Genomic DNA, 25362 nt, shown 5'->3' with positions numbered 1-25362 from the left:
CGGGGTGCTCCTAGAGCCGCTCCACTGTCGGTCCCGAACACCGGTTCCGCGCGTCGAAGACGTAACGGGCCCGGCCGGCCACCATCTCGTAGTCGAAGACGTCGTGGTCGGTCGCGACGATCACCGCGTCGGCGGCGTCGACCTCGTGTTCGGTGAGCGGCACGACCAGCACGCCGGCGGGTATCTGGTGCGGCTCGGCGTACGGCTCGGCGGCCCGCACGTCCGCGCCGAGGTCGCACAGCCGGCGCGCGACGTCCACCGCCGGCGAGTCACGCATGTCGCCGGTGTTCTTCTTGTACGCCAGGCCGAGCATCAGCAGCCGGGCGCCGCTGACCGCCCGGCCGGCCCGGTTGAGGCCGGCCATGATCCGCTGGGTGACGTGCTCGGGCATCTCGTGGTTGACGTCGTTGGCCAGCTCGATGAACCGGAACTGCCGGCCCAGCCGCCGTTTGACCTGCCAGGACAGGTAGCAGGGGTCGATCGGGAGGCAGTGGCCGCCGACGCCGGGCCCGGGCCGGAACGGCATGAAGCCGAACGGCTTCGTCTCGGCGGCGTCGATCGCCTGCCAGACGTCGATGCCGAGGTGGTGGGAGAGGATCGTGAGCTCGTTGATCAACCCGAGGTTCACCTGGCGGAACGTGTTCTCGATCAGCTTGGTCAGCTCCGCGACCCGGGTGGACGGCACCGGCACCGTGCGGGCCACGATCCGGCGGTAGAAGCCGTCCACCCGTTCCAGCGCGGCGGCGTCCACGCCGGAGACCACCTTGGGGGTGTTCTCCAACCGCCAGGTCGGGTTGCCCGGGTCGATGCGTTCCGGGCTGTAGCCGAGGTGGAAGTCCCCGGGCGCCTGCAGTCCGCTCGCCGTCTCCAGGAGCGGGCGCAACAGCTCCTCGGTGGTGCCCGGGTACGTCGTCGACTCCAGCACCACCGTGGCGCCCGGCCGCACGTACGGGCCGACGTGGTGGCCGGCCTGTTCGACGAAGCTCAGATCCGGGGTGCCGTCCCGGAGCGGGGTCGGCACCGTGATCACGCAGACGTCGAAGCCCTCGGCGTCGGCGTACTCGGTGCTCGGGCGGTAACGGCCGCTGCCGAGGGCCCGGCCGAGGCGCTCGGCCGGGATGTCCTCCACGTAGGACTCCCCCGAGGCGAGCCGCTTGACCCGGTCGGCGTCCACGTCCAGGCCCACCACGTCGAAGCCGGCCTCGACGGCGCGTACGGCCAGCGGCAGACCGACGTAGCCCTGACCGATGACGACTACTTTCTCCGTGATCACCCGGTTCTCCAGACAGGAGTAGAAATTCCTGGTTGGAGGCTAGAGGCACCGTTGGCAGCGCAGGGGCGCTTTCATGTTATTCGTCGGCTTTGCCATCGGGCGGCTGCGCGACCGTCGGCACCGGCGGGCAGAATGCACGACGAACTCACCGGGAAGAGGCGGAGCAAGATCGTGACTCAGTCTGTGCACCAGCGGATCGCCGAGGAACTCGGCGTCGCCGAGCGTCAGGTGCGGGCGGCCGTGGAGCTGCTCGACGGCGGCGCCACCGTGCCGTTCATCGCCCGCTACCGCAAGGAGGCCACCGGCACCCTCGACGACGCGCAGCTACGCACGCTCGAAGAGCGGCTGCGCTACCTGCGGGAGCTGGACGAGCGGCGGGCCGCGGTGCTGGAGTCGATCCGCGGTCAGGGCAAGCTCGACGACGCGCTGGAAGCCCAGATCCTGGCGGCGGACTCGAAGTCCCGGCTGGAGGACATCTACCTGCCGTTCAAGCCGAAGCGGCGGACCCGCGCGCAGATCGCCCGCGAGGCCGGGCTGGAGCCGCTGGCCGACACGCTCCTCACCGACCCGACGCAGGACCCGCGCGCCACCGCGGCCGGCTTCGTCGACGCGGAGAAGGGCGTGGCCGACGCCGCCGCCGCGCTGGACGGGGCACGGGCCATCCTGATCGAGCGCTTCGCCGAGGACGCCGACCTGATCGGCACGCTCCGCGAGCAGATGTGGTCGCGGGGCCGGCTGGTCTCCCGGGTACGCGAGGGCCAGGAGGCGGCCGGCGCCAAGTTCGCCGACTACTTCGACTTCGCCGAGCCGTACCCGAAACTGCCGTCGCACCGGATCCTCGCCATGTTCCGCGGCGAGAAGGAGGGCGTGCTGGAGCTGACCATGGCTCCGGACGCCGAGGACGACGCCGACACCGTCACCGGGCCCAGCCGCTACGAGGCCGCCGTGGCCGGCCGGTTCGGCGTCAGCGACCGGGGCCGCCCCGCCGACCGGTGGCTGGCCGACACGGTGCGCTGGGCCTGGCGTACCCGCATCCTCATCCACCTCGCCGCCGACCTGCGGACGCGGCTCTGGCAGGCGGCCGAGGAGGAGGCGGTCCGGGTCTTCGCCACCAACCTGCGGGACCTGCTGCTCGCCGCGCCCGCCGGCGCGCGGCCCACCATGGGTCTCGACCCGGGCCTGCGCACCGGCGTCAAGGTGGCCGTGGTCGACGCGACCGGCAAGGTGGTCGCCACCGACACGATCTACCCGCACGAGCCGCGCCGGCAGTGGGACGCGTCGCTGCACACGCTCGCCACGCTGGCCGCGACGCACGGCGTCGAGCTGGTGGCGATCGGCAACGGCACCGCCAGCCGGGAGACCGACAAGCTGGCCGGTGAGCTGATCAAGCAGCACCCCGAGCTGACACTGACCAAGGTGGTGGTCTCCGAGGCGGGCGCGTCGGTCTACTCCGCCTCCGCGTACGCCTCGCAGGAGCTGCCGGGGCTGGACGTGTCGCTGCGCGGGGCGGTCTCCATCGCCCGGCGTCTCCAGGACCCGCTCGCCGAACTCGTGAAGATCGACCCGCGTTCGATAGGCGTCGGGCAGTACCAGCACGACCTGTCCGAGGTGAAACTGTCCCGCTCGCTGGACGCCGTCGTCGAGGACTGCGTCAACGCGGTCGGCGTGGACGTCAACACCGCCTCCGCGCCGCTGCTCACCCGGGTCTCCGGGATCGGCGCCGGGCTGGCGGAGAACATCGTGCTGCACCGGGACGCGAACGGGCCGTTCCGCACCCGGACCGAGCTGAAGAAGGTGGCCCGGCTCGGCCCGAAGGCGTTCGAGCAGTGCGCCGGCTTCCTGCGCATCCCGGGCGGCGACGACCCGCTCGACTCGTCAAGCGTGCACCCCGAGTCGTACCCGGTGGTGCGCCGCATCCTCGCCTCCACCGGGCAGGACCTGCGCGCGCTGATCGGCCGGTCCGCGATCCTGCGCGGCCTGCGGGCGACCGACTTCGTGGACGACACGTTCGGCCTGCCCACCGTCACCGACATCCTGGCCGAGCTGGAGAAGCCCGGTCGCGACCCGCGGCCGGAGTTCCGCACCGCGACGTTCGTCGAGGGTGTCGAGAAGATCGGCGACCTGACGCCCGGCATGGTGCTGGAGGGTGTGGTCACCAACGTGGCCGCGTTCGGCGCGTTCGTCGACGTGGGCGTGCACCAGGACGGTCTGGTGCACGTCTCCGCCATGTCGCACACGTTCGTCAAGGACCCGCGCGACGTGGTGAAGTCCGGCGACGTGGTCCGGGTGCGGGTGCTCGACGTGGACGTGCCGCGCAAGCGGATCTCGTTGACGCTGCGTCTGGACGACGAGGCGCCGACCGGCGGACGCCCGGCCGGCGGCGAGGGCCGGCGGGACCGCGACGGCCGAGGCGGTGCGGACGGCAGCCGAGGCGGTGCGGGCGGTGGCCGAGGCGGTGCGGGCGGTGGCCGTCCGGGTGGCGGGCAGGCCGGCGGCGGGCAGGCCGGGCAGGACCGTGGGCAGGGCGGCGGCCAGCGCGGCGGCCAAAGCGGCGGACAGGACCGCGGGCAGGGCGGCGGCCGTCAGCGTGGGGACCGGGGCGGCTCACAGCCGCGTCAGGGGCGCGGCGGTGGCGCCTCCGCGCCGGTCAACGACGCCATGGCGGAGGCGTTGCGCCGCGCCGGGCTGGCCTGACCCGTCGCCGGTCGCGGCCCTGCCGAGCTGAGAGCGCGAACGACTCGGCGGTGATGTCACGAACGACTCAGCCCGACAGCGCCGCGAGGCGGGTGGCGCCCGCCCACGCCGGGCGGGTCCCGCGACCCGGCCAGCACCGCGGACCCGGCCGGTGGACCGCGACCGCGCCGGACCCCGCCCACACGAGCGGGGCCGCCCGGCCCGGCGGTCGTGGGACGCGCGCGGGCGCGCGGCGCGGGCGTACCCTCGCGGTCGTGGGTGTGGACGACGACGCGCAGTGGCGGGAGCGGCAACGTCGGGCCGTGGCGGCGCACGCGGCGGCCGACGCCCGGGAACGCGCCGCGGAGCAGGCGGAGGCCGCGAAGCTGGTGGCCGCGTTCGCCGCCGAGGCGCGACGGCGCGGCCTGGCGACCGACCGGCTGGTCGCGACCGCCCACGACGGCCGCGGTCGCTACCGCACCCGGATCACCGGTTGGTACGTGGATCGGGCGCGCAGCCGGGCCGTGGACACCGACGGGCGTTTCTACCTGCTCAGCGTGCCGCCGAGCCTGGGGGCGCGGCTGTTCGGGGCCGAGCCGCCGCCGAGCGCGCCCCCGCTGGTGGTCGGGCGGGGCGGCCGGGACGGCGAGTCCGTTCCGCTGGCGACGCTGCTCAGCCGGCGTCTCGAGGCGGGCGACGACTGGCGGTGACCGGCGTCGGCCGGTCGGCCCGCTGCCGCGGCACTCCCCGCCCGGCCCGCCGCGCCACCCGCCGCCACCAGCACAACTGCACCACCAGCGTGAGCAGCCCGGCCAGCACGATGGCGGCCAGGTTGATCACCAGTTGGAGGGCGGAGCCGGCCGCCTCGTGCCACACTCCGTAGCCCGCCGCGACCGCCACGTTCGCAGCCGCCGGGACGGTGGTCACCGAGATCAGCACGCCGACGAGCGAGCCGGACTTCTTCGAGGTCAGGGACAGCATGCCGGCGACACCGGCGAGCAGCCCGACCACCCAGGAGAGCGCGTCCGGGCGCCAGATGAAGTCGGTGAGCGGGCGCTCGGCGAGCAGCATGTCCCGGCTGACCAGACCGGCCGCGGTGAGCGCCCAGGTGCTCAACACGGTGGCCACCATGGCGACGAGGAAGCCGACGGTCAGGGCCTGCACCGAGCGGCCGACGACGCCGGGCTGACGGCGCAGCAGCGCCACGCAGAGCGCGGCGAGCGGGCCGAACTCGGGGCCGACCACCATCGCGCCGACGATCAGGATGGGCTGGTCGAGCAGCACGCCGATACCGGCGATCATGGTGGCCACGGTGATCAGCGCGAGGAAGGTGCCGGTGAGCACCGTCTGCTCACCTGTCTTCGCCGCGATCTCGTCCCAGACCACCGCGTCCTCGCCGTGCCCCGGAGCCTCGTCGGCGGCCCGGTCGGCCGCCGCGGAGAGCGTCAGCTCCACGTCCTCGGCGGCGATCGCCCCGTGCGCCTCGACGCCGAGTTCCCGCAGCTTGTGCAGCACCCCGTCCGCGCTCTCCCGGACCACGTCGCAGGTGACGTAGTCGCCGGCCGGTTCCCGGGCGGCGCCGGGGAGCACCACGAGGTGCGTCACGCCGGGGTCGGCGGCCAACAGGTCGACGACGGCCGACGACCGGTCGCCGGGCGCGATCACCCTCAGGTGCAGCACGGGCAAACTCCAGGACGGCCGGTCGGGACACAGGTCGTCGCACCCTACACCGCGCCGCCGGACCCCGCGGACGGTCCGCCAGCCCGATCACCCGACCCCGAGCTCCCGCAGGATCAGCCGGACGTGGAAGTCGACCACCGACTGCCGTTCCCAGTTCCGCAGCACCTGGGCCGGAACCACCACCCGCTTGGCCCGCAGCTGGTCCAGCAGCGCGTCCGCCACCGCCTCGGCGCCGGCCGGCACCAGCGTGAACCCCGCCTCCACCTGGTCGGCCAACGCGCGGCTGCCCCGGTTCTGCACCGCCACCACCGGCGTGCCGAGGCTGAGCGCCTCCACCTGGGTCATCGGCAGGCCCTCCCGGCCACTGGTGGAGAGCAGCACGTCGGCCCGGGCGAGCTCCGCGCCCGGCCGGGAGGTCCACGGACCGACACTCACCCCCGGCTCGGCAGGTGGCGTCCACGCCCTCTCGCCGGGCGGCGACGACCCCACGATGCGCAGTTCGAGATCCGGCAGGTGGGACCGGGCCCGGCGCCACGCCGCGACCGCCAGGTCGAGGTTCTTGTCCGGGGTGAGGCGGCCGAGCACCAGCACCCGGGGCGGCCGGACCCTCGGCGCCGGGTCCGCGGCGTCGTCGAGGCGCAGTTGCGTCGGGTCCACCCCGGCCGCTCCGCACGGCGCACGGTGGACCTGGCTCCAGGGCGCGAGACGGCGGTAGGTGCGCTCGTCCTCCGGGTTGAGGGTGACGTAGGTGGGCGTGCACCACGCGGACACCGCCTCGGCCACGGTGAAGACGCGGCCGGACATCCCCGGGACGCCGAAGAGGGTACCGCTCACCACCGCCAGATGGCGGGTCCGGCTGCTGCGGGCGACGAGCCGGCCCACCGCGATGCCGAACGGCGAGTGCAGGTGCAGCAGGGCCGCCCGTTCCTCGCGGACGATGCGACGCAGTTCCCCGGCCGCCCGGACGATCTCCGCCGGTCGCCCCCGGCGGAACGGCGTCACCTCGCGGACCTCGTCGAAGGAAGCCAGCAGTTCGGGGCCGACGGAACCACGCCCGGCCACCGCCACCCGCCGGATGCCACGGTCGGCGAGCGAGCGTGCGACGGGCGCGACGATGTTGGTGAGCGTCATTCCGACGCCCGCCACGAAGACGACCGTGCGAGTGGCGCCTCGGCCAGCGGTCGGGGGCGTCGCCGCCGCGGCCCCGGTGGGGATGACGGTGGCCATCTCGGCCCTCCCTGCTGATCGTCACACACGACTCGACCTGGTCGGAGGGTAGAGGGAGAGGTGCGGGCAGACGGCCCCTTTCGCGATTTCCGTTCGTCGCAGATTCCCTCACAACTTTCCACGCCTGGTTCCGTTAGCCATACGGCAGGCCGCGTCTGCGATCACGGTCGTCGGTGCGGGAAGACGGCAGGACGCACACGGGGATGGCGCTGATGATCGGCAACAACGGCATGATGAGGACCACCAGGGGCGGTGACCCCTGGCCCTTCGCCGTCATCCTGCCCACCCTGATCAGCCTGGTCCTCATGGCATTCGATGCCCGACTCCTGCACTGGTACATGATCCCGGTCACCGTCTGCGGCATGCTGATCGCGCCGGACGTGGTGAACTGGGCGGCGCGGCGTCTGGACACGTTCGACCCGCGGGCGCTGGTCGGCCTGTTCGGATTCCACTTCTTCTATCTGGCGCCGATCCTGCACGTCATGCTCGATTACTGGCCCAGGTTCATCGAACCGCTTCCCGACTGGAAGGCCGGGCTCGGCGCGATGGCCGTGCTGAACGTGTTGGGCCTGGCTGTCTACCGCGTGGTGCTGAACCTGCGGGTGCCGTCGACACGGAGCCCGCGCATCGCCCGGAAGCTGAACGATCGGGTGTTCGTCCAGCTCGGATGGTTGGCGTTCGCGGTCGGCCTGGCCGGCTTCATCGCCGTCATCATCCATTTCGGCGGCCTCAGCGGATACGTGTCGGCAGCCGCCGACGATCGCGATTCCTTCATCGGCTACGGGTGGTTGCTCCTCATCGGTGAGTCGTTCCCGCTTGTCGGATTCGTCGTGGCGGTGGTGCGATTCCGGGTGGCACTGACGGGGCGGCCAGCCGCCCTGTCGGCACTGTTCCTGGTGTTCGCGATCACGCAGTTCGCCGTCGGCGGCCTGCGCGGCTCCCGCAGCAACACGATCTGGCCCCTGCTCATCGGACTGATCGTCGTACACCTGGCGGTGCGGCCGGTCACTCGACGCGCCCTCGCCGCGATGGGCATCTCGTTCCTGGTCTTCATGTACGCCTATGGCGTCTACAAGAGCGCCGGTAGCGAGATCCTGTTCGCGACCAGAGGAGCCACCTCGGTCACCGAACTGGGCGACGAGACGGGGCGGACCATGCCGACCATGCTGCTCGGCGACCTCGGCCGGTCCGATATCCAAGCGGTACTTCTCCACCACGAACAAGCCGGATACGCGCCGCTGAGCTACGGCCTCACCTATGTCGGCGCCGCGGCGTTCATGATTCCCGACGCCTCACGTCCAGAGTGGATGCACGACAAGGTGCAGGCCGGGACCGACATGCTGATGGGCGCGGGCGCCTTCGACTCCGGCTGGCGATCGTCCCGCATCTACGGCCTTGCCGGGGAGGCGCTGCTGAACTTCGGTCCGGCCGGCTCGGTAGCGTCGTTCGCCGTGCTGGCCGCCGTGGTCCGGACCGCCCGCCGCCGTTACCTCGGCGCCCGGTTGAGCAGAGAATCCGGGGTGGCGGTGATGAGCGGCATCGCCGGGGTGATCGTGATCCTTGCCCTCGGCAGCGACCTCGACAATCTGCTCTGGTACCTCGTGAAGATCGCGCTGCCGCTGATCACCGTCGTCTTCTTCTCCCGCCGAACCCACCACGCCTCTCCACGCGATCCCGCTCGCGTCCCGCCCTCGCCACCGGGGCCCGTTCGCGACGAACTGACGGGCCGGCACCGGCGCGCATCGGTCACGTCGGCCGTCTAGCCGCAGGGCCGGATGCCGCCGCGAGTGTCGGGCCACCACGGGAAGTGGGCCGATCATCTTTCGGTTACCCGTTGAGGGAATTATGACCGGTTTAAAGGTTTATGTCGGATAAGATTTGTTCATCCCTGTATGAACCCCCGAGGGTGTCCACCATCGTGACGGGAGACTGCATGAGCGGCCGGGTCCATCTGTCCCCGCCCGACGTGGGGCAGCTCGAGGAGTCCTACCTCATCAACGCCCTGCGGTCCGGCTGGATCGCGCCGGTAGGTCCCGAGGTGACCGCTTTCGAGCGGGACATCGCGGAGCGGGCCGGCTGCGCCCATGCCGTGGCCGTCAGCTCGGGCACCGCGGCGCTGCACCTCGCGCTGCTCGCCTTGGGCGTCCGCCCGGGCCAGGTCGTCGTCGTACCCACCATGACGTTCGTGGCCAGCGCGAACGCGGTGGTCTACACCGGCGCCGAGCCCGTCTTCGTCGACAGCGAGCCCAACACCGGCAACATCGATCCCGCGCTTCTCGCCGCGCTGCTGGAGACGCTGCGGGCTGAGGGCCGAAGCGTCGCGGCGGTCATGGCGGTCGACCTCTTCGGCGCCTGCGCCGACTACACCCGCCTGGTCCCGGTGTGCGACGCGGCCGGCGTTCCGTTGCTGGAGGATGCCGCCGAGTCGTTGGGCGCGGCCCACGGCGGACGCCCGGCCGGTTCGTTCGGACGTGCCGGAGTCTTCTCCTTCAACGGCAACAAGATAATCACCACCTCCGGTGGCGGGATGCTGGTCTCCGACGACGGCGAGTTGGTGGAGCGGTGCCGGCATCTGGCCACCCAGTCCCGGCAGCCGGTCGTGCACTACGAGCACCACGAGGTCGGCTACAACTACCGGCTGAGCAACCTGCTGGCCGCTCTCGGCCGGGCCCAACTGACCCGGCTCGACGAGATGAGGTCACGCCGCCGGCAACTGCGCGAGCGGTACGCCAAGTTCTTCGCCGCCGTACCCGGAGTGCGCCTGCTCGGCGAGGGTGACGTCGAGAGCAACTGTTGGCTGACCTGTGTCGTGGTCGATCCCGAACGGTCGAGTTGGCCGGCCGCCGACCTCGCGGCGGCACTCTCCCGCGCCGACATCGAGACCCGTCCGCTGTGGAAGCCGATGCACCGCCAGCCGGTCTACGCAGGCGCCCGAGCAGCGTTGAACGGGGTGTCGGACCGACTCTTCGCCCACGGTCTGGCGCTGCCGAGCGGCTCGGCCATGGACGACTCACAGGAGGCACACGTTTTCCGGACCATCGAGCGGTTCCTGGAGCGTGGGTGAACGTGGTGACGGCTCCAGCCGAGCCCGACGCCGTGCCCGTCGGACGTTTCGCGGCCCTCGCCCGAGGAGGTACCCCATGAGCGGTCTGCGCATCGCCATCGTCGTCAAGACCAACGTGGGCGGCGCCTGGGTCGCCACGCAGGCAGCGACCCTGCGCGACCGTGGGCACGAGCCCGTCGTCGTCCTTCCGGCCGGCCCCGGCCGGCTCACCGAACGCCTGCACGAGATCGGCGTACGGACCGTGCCGTCCCCCTTCGGCTTCCGCTTCCGGCCGACTCCCGCCACGGTGCGCCAACTGTGGCGGCTCCGCCGGCTCCTGCGCGAGCTGCGTCCCGACGTGGTGAACCACCACCTGTACGCCGCCGCCCTCGCCGCCCGAATCGCCTCCCTGGGGCTCGGGTTCTGCCGGGTGCACACGGTGGTCGGCCCGCTGTTCCTCGAGTCGCCCGTGATCCGCGCGGTGGAACGGGTGCTCTGCCGGCTGGACCAGCTCGTGATCTGCGGTACCGCCTACACCTCCCGACTCTACGGAGAGCTCGGCCTGTCGAGCGAGCGCCGCCCCGCGGTGACGGTGGGGGTCGACATCTCCCGCTACCGGCCCCCGTCACACCGGGACCGGGAGCGGGCCAAGGCCCGGGCCGACCTCGGCCTGCCGCTGTCGGGCTTCGTGGTCATCATGGTCGCCTTCGTCTATCCACCACGGTGGGTGGGCACGAGCCGACGGGGCATCAAGGGCCACGACGTGCTGCTGGAGGCATGGCGGTCGTTCCGGGCCCGCCGGCCCGACGCGCACCTCCTGCTGGTCGGCGGTGGCACCAACCGGGTCGGGGTGGCGCATCGGAACGAGCTGATCCGGCGGTTCGACGTCACCGCCGATCCGAGCGTGACGTGGCTGAACTCGGTCGAGGATGTGCGCCCGGCCTACCGGGCGGCGAATCTCAGCGTCAGCCCATCCCTGTCCGAGGGGCACGGGGCCCCGGTGGAGGCCAGCGCCATGTCGGTGCCGAGTGTGGTCAGCGATGCGGGTGGACTGCCGGAGACGGTGGACGGGCGGTCCGGCTGGGTGGTGCCCCGAGACGACGTCGACGCCCTGGTCGAGGGCCTGGAGGTGGCGTACCGCGAGTACGCGGCGGGGCGGCTGGACGCCCGTGGCGACCATGCCCGCCGCTACGCCGAGCAGCATTTCGACAGGCAGCGGGCGGAACACCGGATGGTCGACCTCATCGAGGAGGCCGTCGAGCGACATGCGCCCGACCGCACGCGACGCCCGGTAGCCGGCACTCGGCGTTCTTCCCTGGAGACCGCCGAGTGAGGGTCGTGGTCACCACGGAGAGCAGGCTCGTCCGCACTCCGGACGGCCGGGTGTGGACGTCCACGACAGCCGACTACCGCTTCTGGCGACGCTACCTCAGCGCCTTCGACCAGGTCCGAGTCGTGGCCCGGGTCCGGGACCAGCGGGAGCCTCCGGCCGACCCACGACGGGTCGACGGCGAGGGCGTCGAGGTCCATGCGGTGCCCTACTACCTCGGTCCCTGGCAGTATCTGCGTCGACGTCGCGCGGTACGCCGCGCCGTCGGGGCCGCCGCCACCGCGGACGACGCCGTGATCCTCCGGGTCCCGTCCGTCCTCGGAACGCTGCTGTGCGCGGCCCGCGTCCGGCAGGGACTACCGTTCGCCGTGGAGGTCGTGGGTGATCCCTGGGACGTCTTCGCCAAGGGCGTCATCCGGCATCCCCTCCGTCCGCTGTTGCGGCGCCGGGCAACAGGGCGGCTGCGGCGGGAGTGCCGTGCCGCGGCAGCCGTGTCGTACGTGACGGAGTCGCACCTCCAGGCCCGGTATCCCAGCGCGCCGGGTGCGCCGACCGTCGCCGTGTCCAGCATCGATCTGCCGGCCGAGGCATTCGTGGCTCGTCCTCGACGCTTCGTCAGGCAGGCCGGTGTCGTGCCCACCATCGTCGCGGTGGGCACGCTGGAGCAGATGTACAAGGGGGTCGACACGCTCGTCCTCGCGGTGGCGCAGCTCGCCGCCCGCGGGGTGCGGGTGCGACTCGTGCACCTCGGGGACGGTCAGTACCGGAACCGGCTGCGTCGTCTGATCACCGAGCACGGCGTGGCCGACCGGGTGACCCTCGCCGGATGGGTCGCCCCCGGTACCCCGCTTCGGGACCAGCTCGACCGCGCGGACCTGTTCGTGATGCCGTCGCGGACGGAAGGGTTGCCGCGCGCGCTGATCGAGGCCATGGCACGCGCGCTGCCGGCCATCGGCACGCGGGTCGGTGGCATCCCCGAACTGCTGCCCGCGGCTGACACGGTGCTTCCAGGGGATCCTTCGGCTCTGGCCACGGCCATTGCCCTGATGCTCGACGACCCCGCTCGAATGGATGCGGCCTCGGCACGGAACCTGGCACGGGCCCGTCAGTTCTCCCGGGAGATCCTGGAGCCTCGACGCGACGGCTTCTACCGGCTGGTGAGGGACGCGATGCCCCGGCCGTCCTCAGGCACGGATCCGTCCCCGCCGATGCTGCGGGCCGACGTGCCGGGCCCCGCCAGGATCCGGACCTGACCGTCGGCCGGAACGCGGAGCCCTCGGCCCGGGGCGGATCGAGAGCGACCGGACCAGCATCACCACCTTGATCAGGGTCTCGACGACGAGCGCGACCACCACCGTCCACGCGGCGCCGACGAGGCCGTACGCCGGAACCAGCAGGACGCTGACGGCCATGGTGAGCCCCAGCATCGCGACACTCGCCGTCAACTGGGTGCCGAACCGTCGGGCGGCGAGCAACGCGGTGTTGATGAAGAACAGCGTCCCGCTGAACGCCACCGCGACGGTGAGGATGACGAGGACGCCCGTGTAGTCGGCATACTCGGCCCCGTACAGCAACCTCAGCGCCGGCCCACCGACCACCGCGGCGACGAGACAGGCGCAGGCGCCGAGCACCAGGCAGGCGAGAACCAGCCGCCCGGTCAGCGCCGCCAGCCGGCGGTGATGACCGTCCTGGTGGAGCTGAGCCATCCGGGGCAACACCGTCTGCGACACCGCCGAGAAGAATGTGTTGGCGGCCAGCACCACGTAGCTGAGCGCGGCGAAGATTCCGAGTGCGGCGGTGCCCTGCTGCCGCTCCAGAATATATCGAGGAATGTTTGTGGTGAACGAATTGAGCCCCACGGACAGCCCCACCGGAAAGGCGATCACCAGGAGCAGCCGAGAGCGCCGCCATGCCTTTCCACCGACGCCCGGCGCCGAGGGTTCGGTCAGTCGACGGGCCGCCCGGCGGGAGTAGGCGATCGACCCGATGGTCGACCCGATGACCGAGCCGAGCGTCGCCCACGCCGCATTGCCGGTGAGCAGCAGCAGGAATCCCATCAACAGCAGCGTGAGAAAGCTGTTGACCATCATCGCGATACTGATCGTTCGAATGAGCAGCCGCCGCTGGAAGAACCCGAAGTAGATCTCACCGATCCCGTCGATCGCCTTGGCGAGCCCGACGAGCATGATGATCACGCCGTCGGCGGATCCTCGCACACCGGCGACGAGGGTGAGCGGCACGAGCCCGGCCAGCGCCGCGACGACACCCAGCCGCAGGTAGTCGTCGAAGTCGAAGCGCCCCTGCGTCTCGGTGACCAGGACGGTACGCAGGCCGAGGCCGGCCACCAGCATCACCGGCGCGCTGACCGCGAGACCGAGTGCGTACTGGCCCACCATGTGCGGGGTGCCGAAGCGGGCGAGCAACGTGATGACCGCCCACTGGGCCACCGACGCCACGCCCAGGCCGAGCATGGCCCAGAGCACCTTGCCCGGGTCAGCTATCCGGGCTCCGTCGACCCGCTGAGCGGCGCGGTCCCGCCGCGTGGCCACCTCGGCGGTGGCGGCGTGCGCGCCGGCGTAGCCCCGGTTCACGGCCTTCCTGGCAGTCCGACGAACGAGAACACCGAATTCCCCCTTTGAGCCCCCGAGATGGAATGTCGGCCACGCCCAGCCTGCCGCACCGTCCGGTGCAACGATCTTGTCACGCGGAAAGTGACGGGCAGCACCACGGAAATCGTTCAGGGGAACGGATGTCCGCCCTTTTTCGAGGAAGCGACAACAAGTGCCTGCCTCTTCTGATAGAACGCTGATGGCGTCCCGGTAACACGCCTGTCCGACTCTCGACGGGAGAACTGATGTCCACAGTCGTCGTCACGTCGGAGTATCGGCTGCTGCGAACGCCCGACGGTCGCACCTGGATCGAGGCCGGACCCGACCATTCGATCTGGTCCCGCTATCTGGCCGCCTTCGACGAGGTCCGGTTGGTGTCCCGGGTACGCCATGTCGACGCCGCGCCGCCCGACGCCGGCCGGGTGGACGGACCCGGTGTCGAGGTGTGGGCGGTTCCGTACTACGAGGGCCCGGCCCAGTTCGCCCGGCACCACGTGGCGATCCGGCAGTCGATCGCCCGGGCGGTGGTGGACGCCGACTCGGTCATCCTCCGGGTGCCCTCACCGATCGCCGCGGTCGCCAGCGGTCGGTTGCGGCGGCGGGGCCGGCCGTATGCCGTCGAGGTCATCGGGGATCCCTACGACCTGTTCGCCCCCGGCGGGGTGCAGCACCCGGCGCGGCCGGCCCTGCGCTACTGGGCCACCACCACCATGCAGCAGCAGTGCCGCTCCGCCACCGCCGTCTCCTACGAGACCGAGCACGTGCTCCAACGACGGTATCCGGCCGCGGCCGGCGCGCCCTCGGTCAGCATCTCGTCGGTGGACCTGCCCGCGGAGGCGTACGTCGACGCACCGCGGGTGCACGCCGCGGCCCTGCCGGCGGCCCGACTGCTCTGCGTCGGCTCGCTCGACCAGATGTACAAGGGCGTCGACACCCTGATCGACGCGCTCGTCGAACTGAACCGCACCGGCGAGCGGCACGAGCTGACCCATGTCGGCGTGGGGCGGTTCGCCGACCAGCTACGCCGGTACGCCGACGAACGAGGAGTGGCCGGGCAGGTCACGTTCGCCGGTTGGGTGTCCTCCCCCACGGCCCTGCGCGCGGTGCTGGACCGGGCGGACGTGTTCGTGATGCCGTCGCGCACGGAGGGGCTGCCCCGGGCGTTGATCGAGGCGATGGCGCGGGGCCTGCCGGCGATCGGCTCGACCGCCGGGGGCATCCCGGAGCTGCTGGCCGAGGACGTCCTGGTCCGGCCGGACGACCCGGCGGCGCTGGCGGAGCGCATCCGGGCGCTGGTGGCCGATCCGGCGCGGCTGACCGAGGCGTCGCGGCGGAACCTGCGGCGCGCCCAGGACTACCGCGCCGAGGTGCTCGACACCCGCCGGTCCGACTTCTACCGCACGGTACGCGCGCTGAGCGAACCGCTGGGGGCCACCTCGCCGTGAACCCGGGCGGTGAGCGGGCCGAGCCGGGACCGCAGCCAGTCCACCGTCTGGCGCAGGCCGTCGGCGAACGGCGCCGGGCGGATGCCGGGGAACAGCTCTCGTAGCAGCAGGTTGTCGGCCTGGGAGTGCCGCACGTCCCCGGGCCGGGGCGGCTCGTGCCGGACGGTGAGCGGCCGGTCCACGAGCAGGCGGAGTTCGTCCAGCACGGTGCGCAGGTCGGTGCGGGTGCCGAAGGCGAGGTTCACCGGTTGCGGATGCGCGACCCGGCGGAGCACCGCGTCGATCAGCACCTGGCAGACGGTCTCCACGTAGGTGAAGTCCCGGGACTGGCCGCCGTCACCGTGCACGGTGAGCGGCTCACCGACGAGTGCCGCGTACGCGAAGCGGGGGATCACCGCGGCGTAGGCGTGGTCGTGACGTTGGCCGGGGCCGTAGATGTTGAAGAAGCGGAAGGCCAGGGCGGGCAGGCCGAAGCTGGACTGGAACGCCAACGCGTACGCCTCGGTGGCGAGTTTGCTGGCGCTGTACGGGCTCAGCGGCCGGGTCCAGTCCGTCTCGCTCTTGGGCAGCGCCGGATTGCTGCCGTACACCGACGACGAGGAGGCGACGATCACGTGGCCCACCTGGGCGTGCCGTGCGGCGTCGAGGACCGCCAACGTGCCGGTGGCGTTGGCGGCATGCGAGGCCATCGGGTCGCGCAGCGAGCGCGGCACGCTCGGCAGGGCGGCCAGGTGCACGACGGCGTCCCGGTCGGCCATCGCCCGGTGCAGCGCCGACGGGTCGAGGATCGAGCCGCGGATCACCTCAACGTCGCAACCGTCCAGGTTGCTCTCCAGGCCGACGGAGAAGTCGTCGATCACCCGGATGTCGGCGAACGCGCCCCGGGCCAGGGCGGCCCGGACGAGGTTGCTTCCGACGAAGCCGCCACCGCCGGTGACCAGTACGCGGGTCGTACTCAACACTGTCCTCTTTCGTCGAGGTGGAAGTGGGTGTCAGGAGGTGACCGACTCGAACGCGAGGGTGTCGTTCGGCGCGGCCGGGGCACCCAGCCGGCCGGCCCACAGTCCGGCCAGGGAGTCGGCCAGCGAGTGCCGGGGAGACCACCCCAGCGCGTCGGCGGCCCGGCTGATGTCGGCGCGGGTCCAGGGCACCGCCGAGGACCGCTCGGCGGCCGGCGATCGCAGCCCGTCGACGATGTGCCCGGTGAACCCGGCCTGGCGGGCGAGCATCTCGACGGCCTCCCGGACGGCGACCGCCCGACCGCTGCCCACGTTGAAGACGGGCGCCGGCAGACGATCGGCCCGCAGCGCCGCCAGCACCGCCCCCGCCACGTCGCGGACGTCGACGAAATCGCGGTGGGCGTCGCTGAGCCCCAGCTCGATCTGTCCGGCTCCGCTGGCCGACGCGGCTTTCAGCAGGTCGGCGGCTCGCCCCAGCACCGTGCCGTGGGGCGAACCCGGTCCGACCGGGTTGAAGACCCGCAGCACCACGGCGTCGACCTGGGGACGACCGGCGGCCAGCCGCACCAGGTCGGTCGCGGCGAGCTGACTGATCCCGTACTCGCTCACCGGGTGGGCCGGATCGGTCTCGGCCGCGTCGCCGCCGTACGGGATGATCCCGTACTCGGCCGCCGAGCCGATCCGGACCAGCCGGGTCCGCGGCGAGACGGCCTCGACCCCCTCGATCAGCTTGGCGGTGACCAGCGTGTGCGCCTCGATGAACTGGGCGGCGGTGCCGACGATCCGCCCGGCGCAGTTGACCACCGCGTCGGGTCGTACCCGTCGCAGGAAGGCGATCAGGTCCGCCCGGTCCAGCGCGACGAGGTCGCATTCCCGCCGGCTCGGCGCGACGACCGTGAAGTGCTCCGCGAGGACGACCCGGACCGCACGGCCGATGAAGCCGGACGCGCCGAAGAGCAGGATCCTGACCATGGGGCTCCCGTCGTGTCGAGATCAGCCGGACGAACGTGCCGATGTCGCCGCCGGGGACGGGCGACGGTCACTGGCCTCACGCTCGCTCGGGGTGCCCATGAACTCGTGCCAGGTGACGGTGCCGGGCGCCGAGATGCCCTCCCGACGCAGCACCACCTTGACGGTCTCGGCGAGGATCCGCAGGTCCAGGGCGAGGGACCGCCGGTCGACGTACTCCAGGTCGTACTCGAACTTCTTCTCCCAGCTCAACGCGTTGCGCCCGCGCACCTGCGCGAGACCGGTCAGACCGGGGCGGACCTCGTGGCGGCGGGCCTGTTCCGGGGTGTACCGCTCCAGGTAGCTGACCAGGTGCGGGCGGGGGCCCACCAGGCTCATCTCGCCGCGGAGCACGTTCCACAGCTCCGGCAGCTCGTCCAGGCTGCTGGCGCGGAGCCAGGCCCCGAGCCGGGTCAGCCGGTCGGCGTCGGTGACCAGGCCACGGCGGGGGTCCAACGGCAGCATGGTGCGGAACTTGACGACGTCGAACAATGCGCCGTCCCGGCCCGGCCGGGTGTGCCGGAACAGCACCGGGCGCCCGTGCGTCGCCAGGATCACGCCCGCCACCAGCAGCATGAGCGGGGCCGCGAGGACGAGCAGGACGACGGCCAGCGCGACGTCCATGATCCGCTTGACCGTGTCGTACGGGCGGGACCGCCGCTGCGGGCGAGCGTGTGCAGTCATCGGCCGCGTCGGCGGCTGATGCCGCAGCGACCCACCGTCACCTGGCACGTGGACTCTCCTTGTCGTCTCCTGCGATGCACACCGTGGACATTCTGTGCGATAAAACGCCACCAAGTGGTGCAAAGCGGGAGTTTTGGTCCCCGAGAACGCTGATCCGTTCCCACCCGACCCACCACCTAACGACCACCGCGGCGGGAGGTCACGTCCGGCGACCCGGGCGACCGAGGCGGCGCAACCGCACTAAAGGGACAAATCCTTCGGGTGCCCATCACCGGACCGGACGGCGTCCGTTGGTAGGACGACAGGAGCGGGTCGAACGCCGCCCGCAGGTCGGATGGTGATCCACGCCCGCATCGCGATCACCCGGAAGGAGCACGATGAGCGCGCGCACCCTCGCCAGGACCGTCACCAAGGCCGTCCGACGCCCCGTGCGTACCACCCGGGTCCTGCTGGACCGCCGGGCCTGGGCCGGCCTGGCCTGGTTCGTCCGCGACGCCCGGTCCTGGCAACCAGCGGACGCCGACCAGCTCGTGACCAGCCGCCGCTACCGCTCGTACAAGGCGTACGTGGCCCACCAGCGCAGCAAGCTCGCGCTGCTGGACCTGTCGGAGTACGACCGGAGGTTCCGCGCCGCGCTGGCCGCGAGGCTGGCCGGGGAGGACTGGACGGGCCGATCGGTGCTCTGCCTCGCCGCCCGGCTCGGCACCGAGGTCAAGGCGTTCCACGACGTGGGCGCCTTCGCCGTCGGCATCGACCTGAACCCCGGCGAGGAGAACCCGTGGGTGCTGCACGGCGATTTCCACCATCTGGTCTTCCCCAACCGGTGCGTGGACGCCGTCTACTGCAACGCCCTGGACCACGCGCTCGACCTGGACCGCACGGTCGACGAGATCCGGCGGGTGCTCCGGCCCGACGGCCGGCTGATCGTGGACGCGCAGCAGGGCGTCGCCGACGCGGCTGCCTTCGACGCGTGGGCCGCCACCGCCTGGAAAGAGACCGACGACCTGGTCAAGGCGATCGAGGCCCGTGGCATGACGCTCCTGGACCGCCAGCGCATCACCGAGCCCTGGCCCGGTGAGCAGCTCGTCTTCGTCACCTCCCGCTGAGCCGCGCGGTCGCGGCCGTACACCCGGCGGGCCGCCCGCCGGTGTGGTGAGCTGTCTCGGTGGCGGGGTATGTGTTCGGGCTGGTGCTGCACCCGACTCGGGACGTCTCCGAGGTGGTGGAGATGGTCGTGGGTTGGGCCACCCGGCACGGCAAGACGCTTGCCGTACGCGCCGAGGACCGGCACCGCGTGCCGCCCTCGGTGGCGGCGGTGGCCGCCGACGCGCTGGCCGCGCAGAGCGACGCGCTGATCAGCATCGGCGGGGACGGCACCATGCTCGGCGCGTTGCGGCTGGCCGTGCGGGACCCGAAACCGGTGCTCGGGGTGCACCTGGGCCGGGTCGGTTTCCTGGTCGAGGTGCAGCCGCCCGATCTACCCCGGGCGCTGGAACGGCTGGTGGCGCACGACTTCACCATCGAGTCGCACGCCTGCCTGGCCTGTGACGTGTGCGGCGACGACGTGGTGGCGTTCAACGACATCGCGCTGGTCCGGCAGCCGGGGGCCGGCTTCGTCACCGCCACGCTCGCGGTGGACGGTCAGCGGTACGGCTACTACCGGTGCGACGCGATCGTGGTGAGCACGCCGACCGGCTCGACCGCGTACAGCTACGCCGCCGGCGGTCCGCTGGTCTCGCCGGCCACGGAGGCGGTGGTGGTGACGCCGTCGGCGCCGATGGCCGGGATCTCCCGGTCGGTGCTGCTCTCCCCGCACGAGAGCGTCCACCTGGAGCTGCGGCCGGACTCGGCGCCGGTGGCGGTGGAGATGGACGGGCTGCTGATCCGCGAGGCGGCGACCGGCGGTTCGGTGCACGTCCGGTACGTCCGCGACGCCGGCCGGGTGGTCCGCCTCGACCCGCGCCGCTACCAGGAACGCAACCAGCTCAAGCTGAGCCTGCTGGACCTGCCGCTGCTGCCCGACCAGCTCCGCGAGCTGCTGCCGGACGGGCTGCGGGAGCAGCTCAACCGCCGTGAGCTGCCCCCGGACCGCTGACCGTCAGGCCGTGCCGAGCACGCCGTCGACGAGTGACTTCGCCTCGTCCTGGATGCGGGCCAGGTGCGCCGGCCCCTGGAACGACTCGGCATAGATCTTGTAGACGTCCTCGGTGCCCGACGGCCGGGCCGCGAACCAGCCCGACTCGGTGGTCACCTTCAGCCCGCCGATCGACGCGCCGTTGCCCGGCGCGCTGGTGAGCGTGGCGGTGATCGGCTCGCCGGCCAGCTCGGTGGCGGTCACCTGCTCCGGCGAGAGCTTGCCGAGCACGGCCTTCTGCTCCCGGCTGGCCGGGGCGTCGATCCGGGCGTAGGCGGGCGCGCCGAACCGCTCGGCCAGCTCGACCCAGTGTTCGCTGGGCGTGCGCCCGGTCACCGCGATGATCTCGGCGGCCAGCAGGCAGAGCAGGATGCCGTCCTTGTCGGTGGTCCAGGTGCTGCCGTCGCGGCGCAGGAAGGACGCGCCGGCGCTCTCCTCGCCGCCGAAGCCGACCGTGCCGTCGAGCAGGCCGGGCACGAACCACTTGAAGCCGACCGGCACCTCCAGCAGCGGCCGGCCCAGGTCGGCCGCGACCCGGTCGATCATCGAGGAGGAGACGAGCGTCTTGCCCACCGCCGCGGCCGGGCTCCACCGCTCCCGGGTACGGAACAGGTGGCCGATCGCCACCGCAAGGTAGTGGTTGGGGTTCATCAGCCCGCCGTCGGGCGTGACGATGCCGTGGCGGTCGGCGTCGGCGTCGTTGCCGGTGGAGACCGCGAAGCGGTCCCGGGCGGCGATCAGCGAGGCCATCGCGTTCGGCGAGGAGCAGTCCATCCGGATCTTGCCGTCGCCGTCGAGCGTCATGAACCGCCAGGTCGGGTCCACCTCCGGGTTGATCACCGTCAGGTCGAGGCGGTGCCGCTCGGCGATCTCCCCCCAGTACGCCACGCTCGCCCCGCCCATCGGGTCGGCCCCGACGCGCACCCCGGCGTCCCGGATCGCGTCGATGTCCAGCACGGCGGGCAGGTCGTCGACGTACCGGGCGAGGAAGTCGTACTCCCCGGTGGTGTCGGCGGCGCGGGCCCGCGCATACGGGATGCGCTTCACCTCCTTGAGCCCGGCGGCGAGGATGGCGTTCGCGCGGTCCTGGATCCACTTCGTGACGTCGGTGTCGGCCGGCCCGCCGTTGGTGGGGTTGTACTTGAACCCGCCGTCGGACGGCGGGTTGTGCGACGGCGTGATCGCGATGCCGTCGGCGAGCCCGGACCTGCGGCCCCGGTTGTGGGTGAGGATGGCGTGCGACGCCGCTGGGGTCGGGGTGTAGCCGTCCCGGCTGTCGCGCAGCACGGTGACCTCGTTCGCGGCCAGCACCTCCAGCGCGTCGGCCTCGGCCGGCGCGGAGAGCGCGTGGGTGTCCCGGGCCAGGAACAGCGGCCCGTCCACGCCGTGCTCCCGCCGGTAGTCGCAGAGCGCCTGGGTCACGGCGAGGATGTGGTCGGAGTTGAACGCGTTGCGCAGGCTCGACCCGCGGTGCCCGGAGGTGCCGAAGGAGACCTGCTGCGCCGGGTCGTCCGGGTCCGGGTGCTCGGCGTAGTAGGCGGTGACCAGCCGGGGCACGTCGACCAGGTCGGCGGGCTCGGCGGGCTGCCCGGCACGGGGGTGGGCCACTGCGGGATCCTCCTCGGGTGGGATGGGGCCGGTCAGGGCTCGACGCGCTGGCCCTTGCCGATGACGACGATGCCGTTGTCGGAGACGGTGTAGCGCTGGCGGTCCTTCTCCAGGTCGACGCCGATCTCGGCGCCCTCCGGAACGTAGACGTTCTTGTCCAGGATCGCGCGGCGGACGACCGCGTGCCGGCCGATCTCGACGCCCTCCATCAGCACCGCGCCGTCGACGTGTGCCCAGGAGTGCACCTTGACCTTCGGCGAGACGACCGAGTTCTCCACCAGCGAGCCGGAGATCACCGCGCCGGGCGAGACCATCGAGCCGACCGCCCGGCCGACCCGCTCGCCCCACTGGTGCACGAACTTGGCCGGCGGGTACGGCGGCTGGTCGGTGTAGATCGGCCAGTCGAAGTTGTAGAGGTTGAACACCGGGTGCACGTTGATCAGATCCATGTGCGCGTCGTAGAACGAGTCGAGCGTCCCCACGTCGCGCCAGTAGCCACGGTCCCGGTCGGTGCTGCCCGGCACCTCGTTGTCCTTGAAGTCGTAGACGTTGGCCTCGCCGCGCTCGACAAGCATCGGGATGATGCTGCCGCCCATGTCGTGCTTGCTCGTCTTGTCCTCCGCGTCGCGCTCGACCGCCTCGCAGAGCGCGCCGGTGGAGAACACGTAGTTGCCCATCGAGGCGTAGATCTGGTCGGGCGCGTCGGGCAGCCCCACCGCGTCGGTCGGCTTCTCCCGGAACGCCCGGATCCGCTTGCCGTCCTCGCCGACCTCGATCACGCCGAACTGGTCGGCCATGTTCAGCGGCTGGCGGATGCCGGCCACGGTCACCCCGGCGCCGGAGGCGATGTGGTCCTCCACCATCTGCCGGGGGTCCATCCGGTAGATGTGGTCGGCGCCGAAGACGATCACGTAGTCGGGCTGCTCGTCGTTGATCAGGTTGAAGCTCTGGTAGATCGCGTCGGCCGAGCCGGCGAACCACCACGGGCCGCGGCGCTGCTGCGCCGGCACCGGCGTGACGTAGTTGCCGAGCAGCGTCGACATCCGCCAGGTCTTGGTGATGTGACGGTCCAGGGAGTGGGACTTGTACTGGGTCAGCACGACGATCTTGAGAAAGCCGGCGTTCGCCAGGTTGGAGAGGACGAAGTCGACCATGCGGTACATCCCGCCGAAGGGGACGGCCGGCTTCGCCCGGTCGGTGGTCAGGGGCATCAGGCGCTTGCCCTCCCCGCCGGCCAGGACGATCGCGAGCACCTTGGCAGCCATGGTCAGACGCTATCCACCCGGGCGCGACTTCACCACTCGGACGGCCACACTTGCGTACCGGGTGCGATCCGGCGGTCTGCACTAGGGTGCGGGCATGGCACCGATGCGCGTCGACCTGCTCACCCGTGAATACCCGCCGGAGGTCTACGGCGGGGCCGGGGTGCACGTGGAGTACCTGGCCCGCGAGCTGCGCCGCCTCGCCGACGTGCGGGTGCACTGCTTCGGCGCGCCGCGCGACTCCCCGGGCGTCACCGCGTACGCCGAGCCGACCGGGTTGGCCGGCGCGAACGCCGCGCTGCGCGTCATGGGCGTCGACCTGGAGATGGCCGCCGGCACCGCCGGCACCGACGTGGTGCACAGCCACACCTGGTACGCCAACCTCGCCGGGCACACCGCGAAGCTGCTGCACGGGGTGCCGCACGTGGTGAGCGCGCACAGCCTGGAGCCGCTGCGCCCGTGGAAGGCCGAGCAGCTCGGCGGCGGGTACGCGCTCTCCTCCTGGTGCGAGCGGACCGCGTACGAGAGCGCCGACGCGATCATCGCGGTGAGCGAGGGCATGCGGCGCGACGTGCTCACCGCGTACCCGGCGGTGGACCCGGACCGGGTCCGGGTGGTCTACAACGGCATCGACACCGCGCAGTACGCCCCGGACCGGAACACCGACGTGCTCGACCGGCTCGGCATCGACCCGGCCCGGCCCAGCGTGGTCTACGTCGGGCGGATCACCCGGCAGAAGGGCCTGCCGTACCTGCTGCGCGCGGCCCGGGAGCTACCCGCCGACACCCAGCTCGTGCTGCTGGCCGGCGCGCCGGACACGCCGGAGATCGGCGCCGAGGTGGAGGAGCTGGCCGCCGAGCTGCGGGCGACGCGCTCGGGCGTGGTCTGGGTGGCGGCGATGCTGCCCAAGCACGAGGTGATCCAGGTGCTCACGCACGCCACGATCTTCGTCTGCCCGTCCGTCTACGAGCCGATGGGCATCGTCAACCTGGAGGCGATGGCCTGCGAGACGGCCGTGGTGGCCACCGCCACCGGCGGCATCCCGGAGGTCGTCGCCGACGGCGAGACCGGGCTGCTGGTGCCGATCGAGCAGGCCGCCGACGGCTCCGGCACGCCACGTGACCCGGAACGCTTCGTGGCCGACCTGGCCGACCGGATGAACGAGCTGCTGGCCGACCCGGCGCGGATCGCGGCGTTCGGCGCGGCGGGCCGGCGACGCGCGGTCGAGCACTTCTCGTGGACGGCAATCGCCGATCAGACGCTCGCCCTCTACCACTCCGTGAAAGGCGGGGCCCCTTCCTGACGCCTCCGGTAGCGCCGGGGCCCCTCTCACGGGTCGGCGGACGCGTCCCGCCGCCAAACTCCGGCGACATCGGCGGCCGTCCGGGCCAGGATGGCCGACATGGCAGAGCCCGCCGGGACGTCCGGCACGCAGGACGTCGAAGTCGTCGTCGCCCACCGCCAGCGCGTGACGCTGCGCGTCGGCGACGTGTTCCTCAAGATCGACGGCGACCCGGCGCACGCCGACATCGAGGTGCGGGCGATGGCCCTCGCGCCGATACCGACCCCGGCGGTCCGCTGGCACGAGCCGCCCGTGCTCGCGATCGCCGCCGTGCCCGGCACGGCGCTCGGCCTCCTCGGCGAACCGTCGGCCGCGTCGCCGGCGGCGTGGGCCGCCACGGGCGCCGCCGTCCGGCGGCTGCACGACGCGCCGTTGCCGCCCTGGCCGGGACGCCGGCTCGACGGCGTGGCGGCCGAACTCGACCGCGAGTGCGCGTGGCTGCTCGCCAACGCCGTCCTGCCCGCCGAGGTGGTCCGGCGCAACCGGGAGATCGCCGGGGCCGCGCTCCGCCCGCGGCGGCCGGTGTTCGTCCACGGCGACCTCCAGATCACCCACGTGTTCGTCGACGGCGACGAGGTCACCGGCGTCATCGACTGGTCCGAGGCGGCTCCCGGGGACGCCATGGCCGACCTCGCGACGCTGACGCTCGGGCACGAGGAACGCCTGGACGACCTGCTCGCGGGCTACGGCCCCGGCGCGGACCGGGAGGCGATCCGCGCCTGGTGGTCGCTGCGCAGCCTGGTGGCGTCGCGCTGGCTGATCGAGCACGGCTTCGACCCGGACGCGCCGGGATGCGAGTTCGACGTGCTCCGGGCCCGGATGCGGGAGCCCTAGGCGGGCCGGCCGGCGGCGGGACGGGGCGGGCCGGCTGAGCCGGGTGCGGGACTTCGCAGCGATCGGAGGCTTCGGGGCCGCGCTGGGCGGTGGTGCGCTCGCGCCGCTACGAACGTGATGGCGTGGACGAGTCACGAGGCGAACCGTCCACGCCATCAAGTTGGCAGGCCGGCACGCGATGGGTGCCTGCGCGCGCCGGAGACGACCATCGCGCGGCGGTGGGGCACCGACGGGGGCATCGGGGGGCGCTG

Annotated in this window: 20 protein-coding genes; 11 read left to right on the top strand and 9 right to left on the bottom strand. The window is 72.3% G+C overall.

Annotated features, from left to right (window positions below; genetic code table 11):
* Positions 1-10 precede the first annotated feature (10 nt).
* A complete protein-coding gene (locus tag ACIA6B_RS04145) occupies positions 11-1273 on the bottom strand; it encodes a nucleotide sugar dehydrogenase (protein ID WP_396770788.1) in 1263 nt (420 codons plus the stop codon).
* A 171-nt stretch (positions 1274-1444) separates the two neighbouring features.
* Here ACIA6B_RS04145 and ACIA6B_RS04140 point away from each other — a divergent pair, with 171 nt between their 5' ends.
* Complete coding sequence (locus tag ACIA6B_RS04140; RefSeq protein ID WP_396770786.1) at positions 1445-3967, top strand: Tex family protein; 2523 nt, start codon at positions 1445-1447, stop codon at positions 3965-3967.
* 254 nt (positions 3968-4221) lie between these two features.
* Positions 4222-4656, top strand: a complete 435-nt coding sequence (locus ACIA6B_RS04135; protein WP_396770784.1) for a hypothetical protein — start codon at positions 4222-4224, stop codon at positions 4654-4656.
* On the opposite strand, the gene ACIA6B_RS04130 is transcribed toward ACIA6B_RS04135, so the two are convergent.
* Positions 4619-5626, bottom strand: a complete 1008-nt coding sequence (locus ACIA6B_RS04130) for a DUF389 domain-containing protein (RefSeq protein WP_396770782.1) — start codon at positions 5624-5626, stop codon at positions 4619-4621. The genes ACIA6B_RS04135 and ACIA6B_RS04130 overlap by 38 nt on opposite strands.
* 87 nt (positions 5627-5713) lie before the next feature.
* Positions 5714-6772: a glycosyltransferase gene (locus tag ACIA6B_RS04125; protein ID WP_396770780.1), complete on the bottom strand. Its 1059-nt coding sequence runs from the start codon at positions 6770-6772 to the stop codon at positions 5714-5716.
* A gap of 284 nt (positions 6773-7056) precedes the next feature.
* On the opposite strand from ACIA6B_RS04125, the gene ACIA6B_RS04120 reads away from it, so the two are divergent.
* The 4 genes from ACIA6B_RS04120 to ACIA6B_RS04105 all read left to right on the top strand — a co-directional run bounded on the left by ACIA6B_RS04120 (position 7057) and on the right by ACIA6B_RS04105 (position 12479).
* Positions 7057-8616 carry a hypothetical protein gene (locus ACIA6B_RS04120; RefSeq protein WP_396770778.1) on the top strand — a complete coding sequence of 520 codons (1560 nt, stop codon included), beginning with the start codon at positions 7057-7059 and terminating at the stop codon, positions 8614-8616.
* A gap of 170 nt (positions 8617-8786) precedes the next feature.
* The gene (locus tag ACIA6B_RS04115) at positions 8787-9917 is read left to right on the top strand and encodes a DegT/DnrJ/EryC1/StrS family aminotransferase (RefSeq protein WP_396770776.1); all 1131 of its coding nucleotides are present in this window, start codon (positions 8787-8789) and stop codon (positions 9915-9917) included.
* 76 nt (positions 9918-9993) lie between these two features.
* Positions 9994-11229 carry a glycosyltransferase family 4 protein gene (locus ACIA6B_RS04110; RefSeq protein WP_396770774.1) on the top strand — a complete coding sequence of 412 codons (1236 nt, stop codon included), beginning with the start codon at positions 9994-9996 and terminating at the stop codon, positions 11227-11229.
* Positions 11226-12479 (top strand): glycosyltransferase, encoded by a 1254-nt coding sequence (locus ACIA6B_RS04105; protein ID WP_396770773.1) that lies wholly within the window; start codon positions 11226-11228, stop codon positions 12477-12479. Before ACIA6B_RS04110 ends, ACIA6B_RS04105 begins: the two co-directional genes overlap by 4 nt.
* Here ACIA6B_RS04105 and ACIA6B_RS04100 read toward each other — a convergent pair.
* On the bottom strand, positions 12411-13817 hold the full coding sequence (locus ACIA6B_RS04100; RefSeq protein WP_396770771.1) for a lipopolysaccharide biosynthesis protein: 1407 nt from the start codon (positions 13815-13817) through the stop codon (positions 12411-12413). The genes ACIA6B_RS04105 and ACIA6B_RS04100 overlap by 69 nt on opposite strands.
* A gap of 263 nt (positions 13818-14080) precedes the next feature.
* Between ACIA6B_RS04100 and ACIA6B_RS04095 the strand changes: the two genes are divergently transcribed.
* Positions 14081-15280 (top strand): glycosyltransferase, encoded by a 1200-nt coding sequence (locus ACIA6B_RS04095; RefSeq protein ID WP_396770769.1) that lies wholly within the window; start codon positions 14081-14083, stop codon positions 15278-15280.
* On the opposite strand, the gene ACIA6B_RS04090 is transcribed toward ACIA6B_RS04095, so the two are convergent.
* From ACIA6B_RS04090 to ACIA6B_RS04080, 3 genes are read right to left on the bottom strand one after another with little or no spacing between them, the layout of a single operon-like run.
* Positions 15229-16239 (bottom strand): NAD-dependent epimerase/dehydratase family protein, encoded by a 1011-nt coding sequence (locus tag ACIA6B_RS04090; RefSeq protein WP_396770768.1) that lies wholly within the window; start codon positions 16237-16239, stop codon positions 15229-15231. The genes ACIA6B_RS04095 and ACIA6B_RS04090 overlap by 52 nt on opposite strands.
* Positions 16240-16272: 33 nt before the next feature.
* Positions 16273-17211: an NAD-dependent epimerase/dehydratase family protein gene (locus ACIA6B_RS04085; protein ID WP_396770766.1), complete on the bottom strand. Its 939-nt coding sequence runs from the start codon at positions 17209-17211 to the stop codon at positions 16273-16275.
* 21 nt (positions 17212-17232) lie between these two features.
* On the bottom strand, positions 17233-17931 hold the full coding sequence (locus ACIA6B_RS04080) for a sugar transferase (protein WP_396770764.1): 699 nt from the start codon (positions 17929-17931) through the stop codon (positions 17233-17235).
* Positions 17932-18308: 377 nt separating this feature from the next.
* Between ACIA6B_RS04080 and ACIA6B_RS04075 the strand changes: the two genes are divergently transcribed.
* Together ACIA6B_RS04075 and ACIA6B_RS04070 are read left to right on the top strand one after the other, a co-directional pair.
* Positions 18309-19037, top strand: coding sequence for a class I SAM-dependent methyltransferase (locus ACIA6B_RS04075; RefSeq protein WP_396770762.1), 729 nt, complete (start codon positions 18309-18311; stop codon positions 19035-19037).
* Positions 19038-19159: 122 nt separating this feature from the next.
* On the top strand, positions 19160-20026 hold the full coding sequence (locus ACIA6B_RS04070) for an NAD(+)/NADH kinase (RefSeq protein WP_396771217.1): 867 nt from the start codon (positions 19160-19162) through the stop codon (positions 20024-20026).
* Between the two features lie 3 nt (positions 20027-20029).
* Here ACIA6B_RS04070 and pgm read toward each other — a convergent pair whose 3' ends face one another.
* Positions 20030-21673, bottom strand: a complete 1644-nt coding sequence (gene pgm / locus ACIA6B_RS04065; RefSeq protein ID WP_396770760.1) for a phosphoglucomutase (alpha-D-glucose-1,6-bisphosphate-dependent) — start codon at positions 21671-21673, stop codon at positions 20030-20032.
* A 32-nt stretch (positions 21674-21705) separates the two neighbouring features.
* Positions 21706-22938 (bottom strand): glucose-1-phosphate adenylyltransferase, encoded by a 1233-nt coding sequence (gene glgC / locus ACIA6B_RS04060; protein WP_396770758.1) that lies wholly within the window; start codon positions 22936-22938, stop codon positions 21706-21708.
* A gap of 94 nt (positions 22939-23032) precedes the next feature.
* On the opposite strand from glgC, the gene glgA reads away from it, so the two are divergent.
* Together glgA and ACIA6B_RS04050 are read left to right on the top strand one after the other, a co-directional pair.
* Positions 23033-24238, top strand: coding sequence for a glycogen synthase (gene glgA, locus ACIA6B_RS04055; protein ID WP_396770756.1), 1206 nt, complete (start codon positions 23033-23035; stop codon positions 24236-24238).
* Between the two features lie 99 nt (positions 24239-24337).
* Positions 24338-25111 (top strand): phosphotransferase family protein, encoded by a 774-nt coding sequence (locus tag ACIA6B_RS04050; RefSeq protein WP_396770754.1) that lies wholly within the window; start codon positions 24338-24340, stop codon positions 25109-25111.
* The last annotated feature ends 251 nt before the right edge of the window (positions 25112-25362 follow it).

The sequence above is a fragment of the Micromonospora sp. NPDC051141 genome (genome assembly GCF_044455765.1).
GTDB lineage: Bacteria > Actinomycetota > Actinomycetes > Mycobacteriales > Micromonosporaceae > Micromonospora.
Note: the sequence above shows the minus strand (reverse complement) of the source record. Positions and strands in the feature narration are given on the sequence as shown.

Coding starts and splice junctions, on each gene's coding strand:
- ACIA6B_RS04120 (WP_396770778.1), top strand. CDS start 7,057: ATGGCGCTGATGATCGGCAACAACGGCATGATGAGGACCACCAGGGGC.
- ACIA6B_RS04115 (WP_396770776.1), top strand. CDS start 8,787: ATGAGCGGCCGGGTCCATCTGTCCCCGCCCGACGTGGGGCAGCTCGAG.
- ACIA6B_RS04110 (WP_396770774.1), top strand. CDS start 9,994: ATGAGCGGTCTGCGCATCGCCATCGTCGTCAAGACCAACGTGGGCGGC.
- ACIA6B_RS04095 (WP_396770769.1), top strand. CDS start 14,081: ATGTCCACAGTCGTCGTCACGTCGGAGTATCGGCTGCTGCGAACGCCC.
- ACIA6B_RS04085 (WP_396770766.1), bottom strand. CDS start 17,211: ATGGTCAGGATCCTGCTCTTCGGCGCGTCCGGCTTCATCGGCCGTGCG.
- ACIA6B_RS04080 (WP_396770764.1), bottom strand. CDS start 17,931: ATGACTGCACACGCTCGCCCGCAGCGGCGGTCCCGCCCGTACGACACG.
- ACIA6B_RS04075 (WP_396770762.1), top strand. CDS start 18,309: ATGAGCGCGCGCACCCTCGCCAGGACCGTCACCAAGGCCGTCCGACGC.
- ACIA6B_RS04070 (WP_396771217.1), top strand. CDS start 19,160: ATGGTCGTGGGTTGGGCCACCCGGCACGGCAAGACGCTTGCCGTACGC.
- glgC (WP_396770758.1), bottom strand. CDS start 22,938: ATGGCTGCCAAGGTGCTCGCGATCGTCCTGGCCGGCGGGGAGGGCAAG.
- glgA (WP_396770756.1), top strand. CDS start 23,033: ATGGCACCGATGCGCGTCGACCTGCTCACCCGTGAATACCCGCCGGAG.
- ACIA6B_RS04050 (WP_396770754.1), top strand. CDS start 24,338: ATGGCAGAGCCCGCCGGGACGTCCGGCACGCAGGACGTCGAAGTCGTC.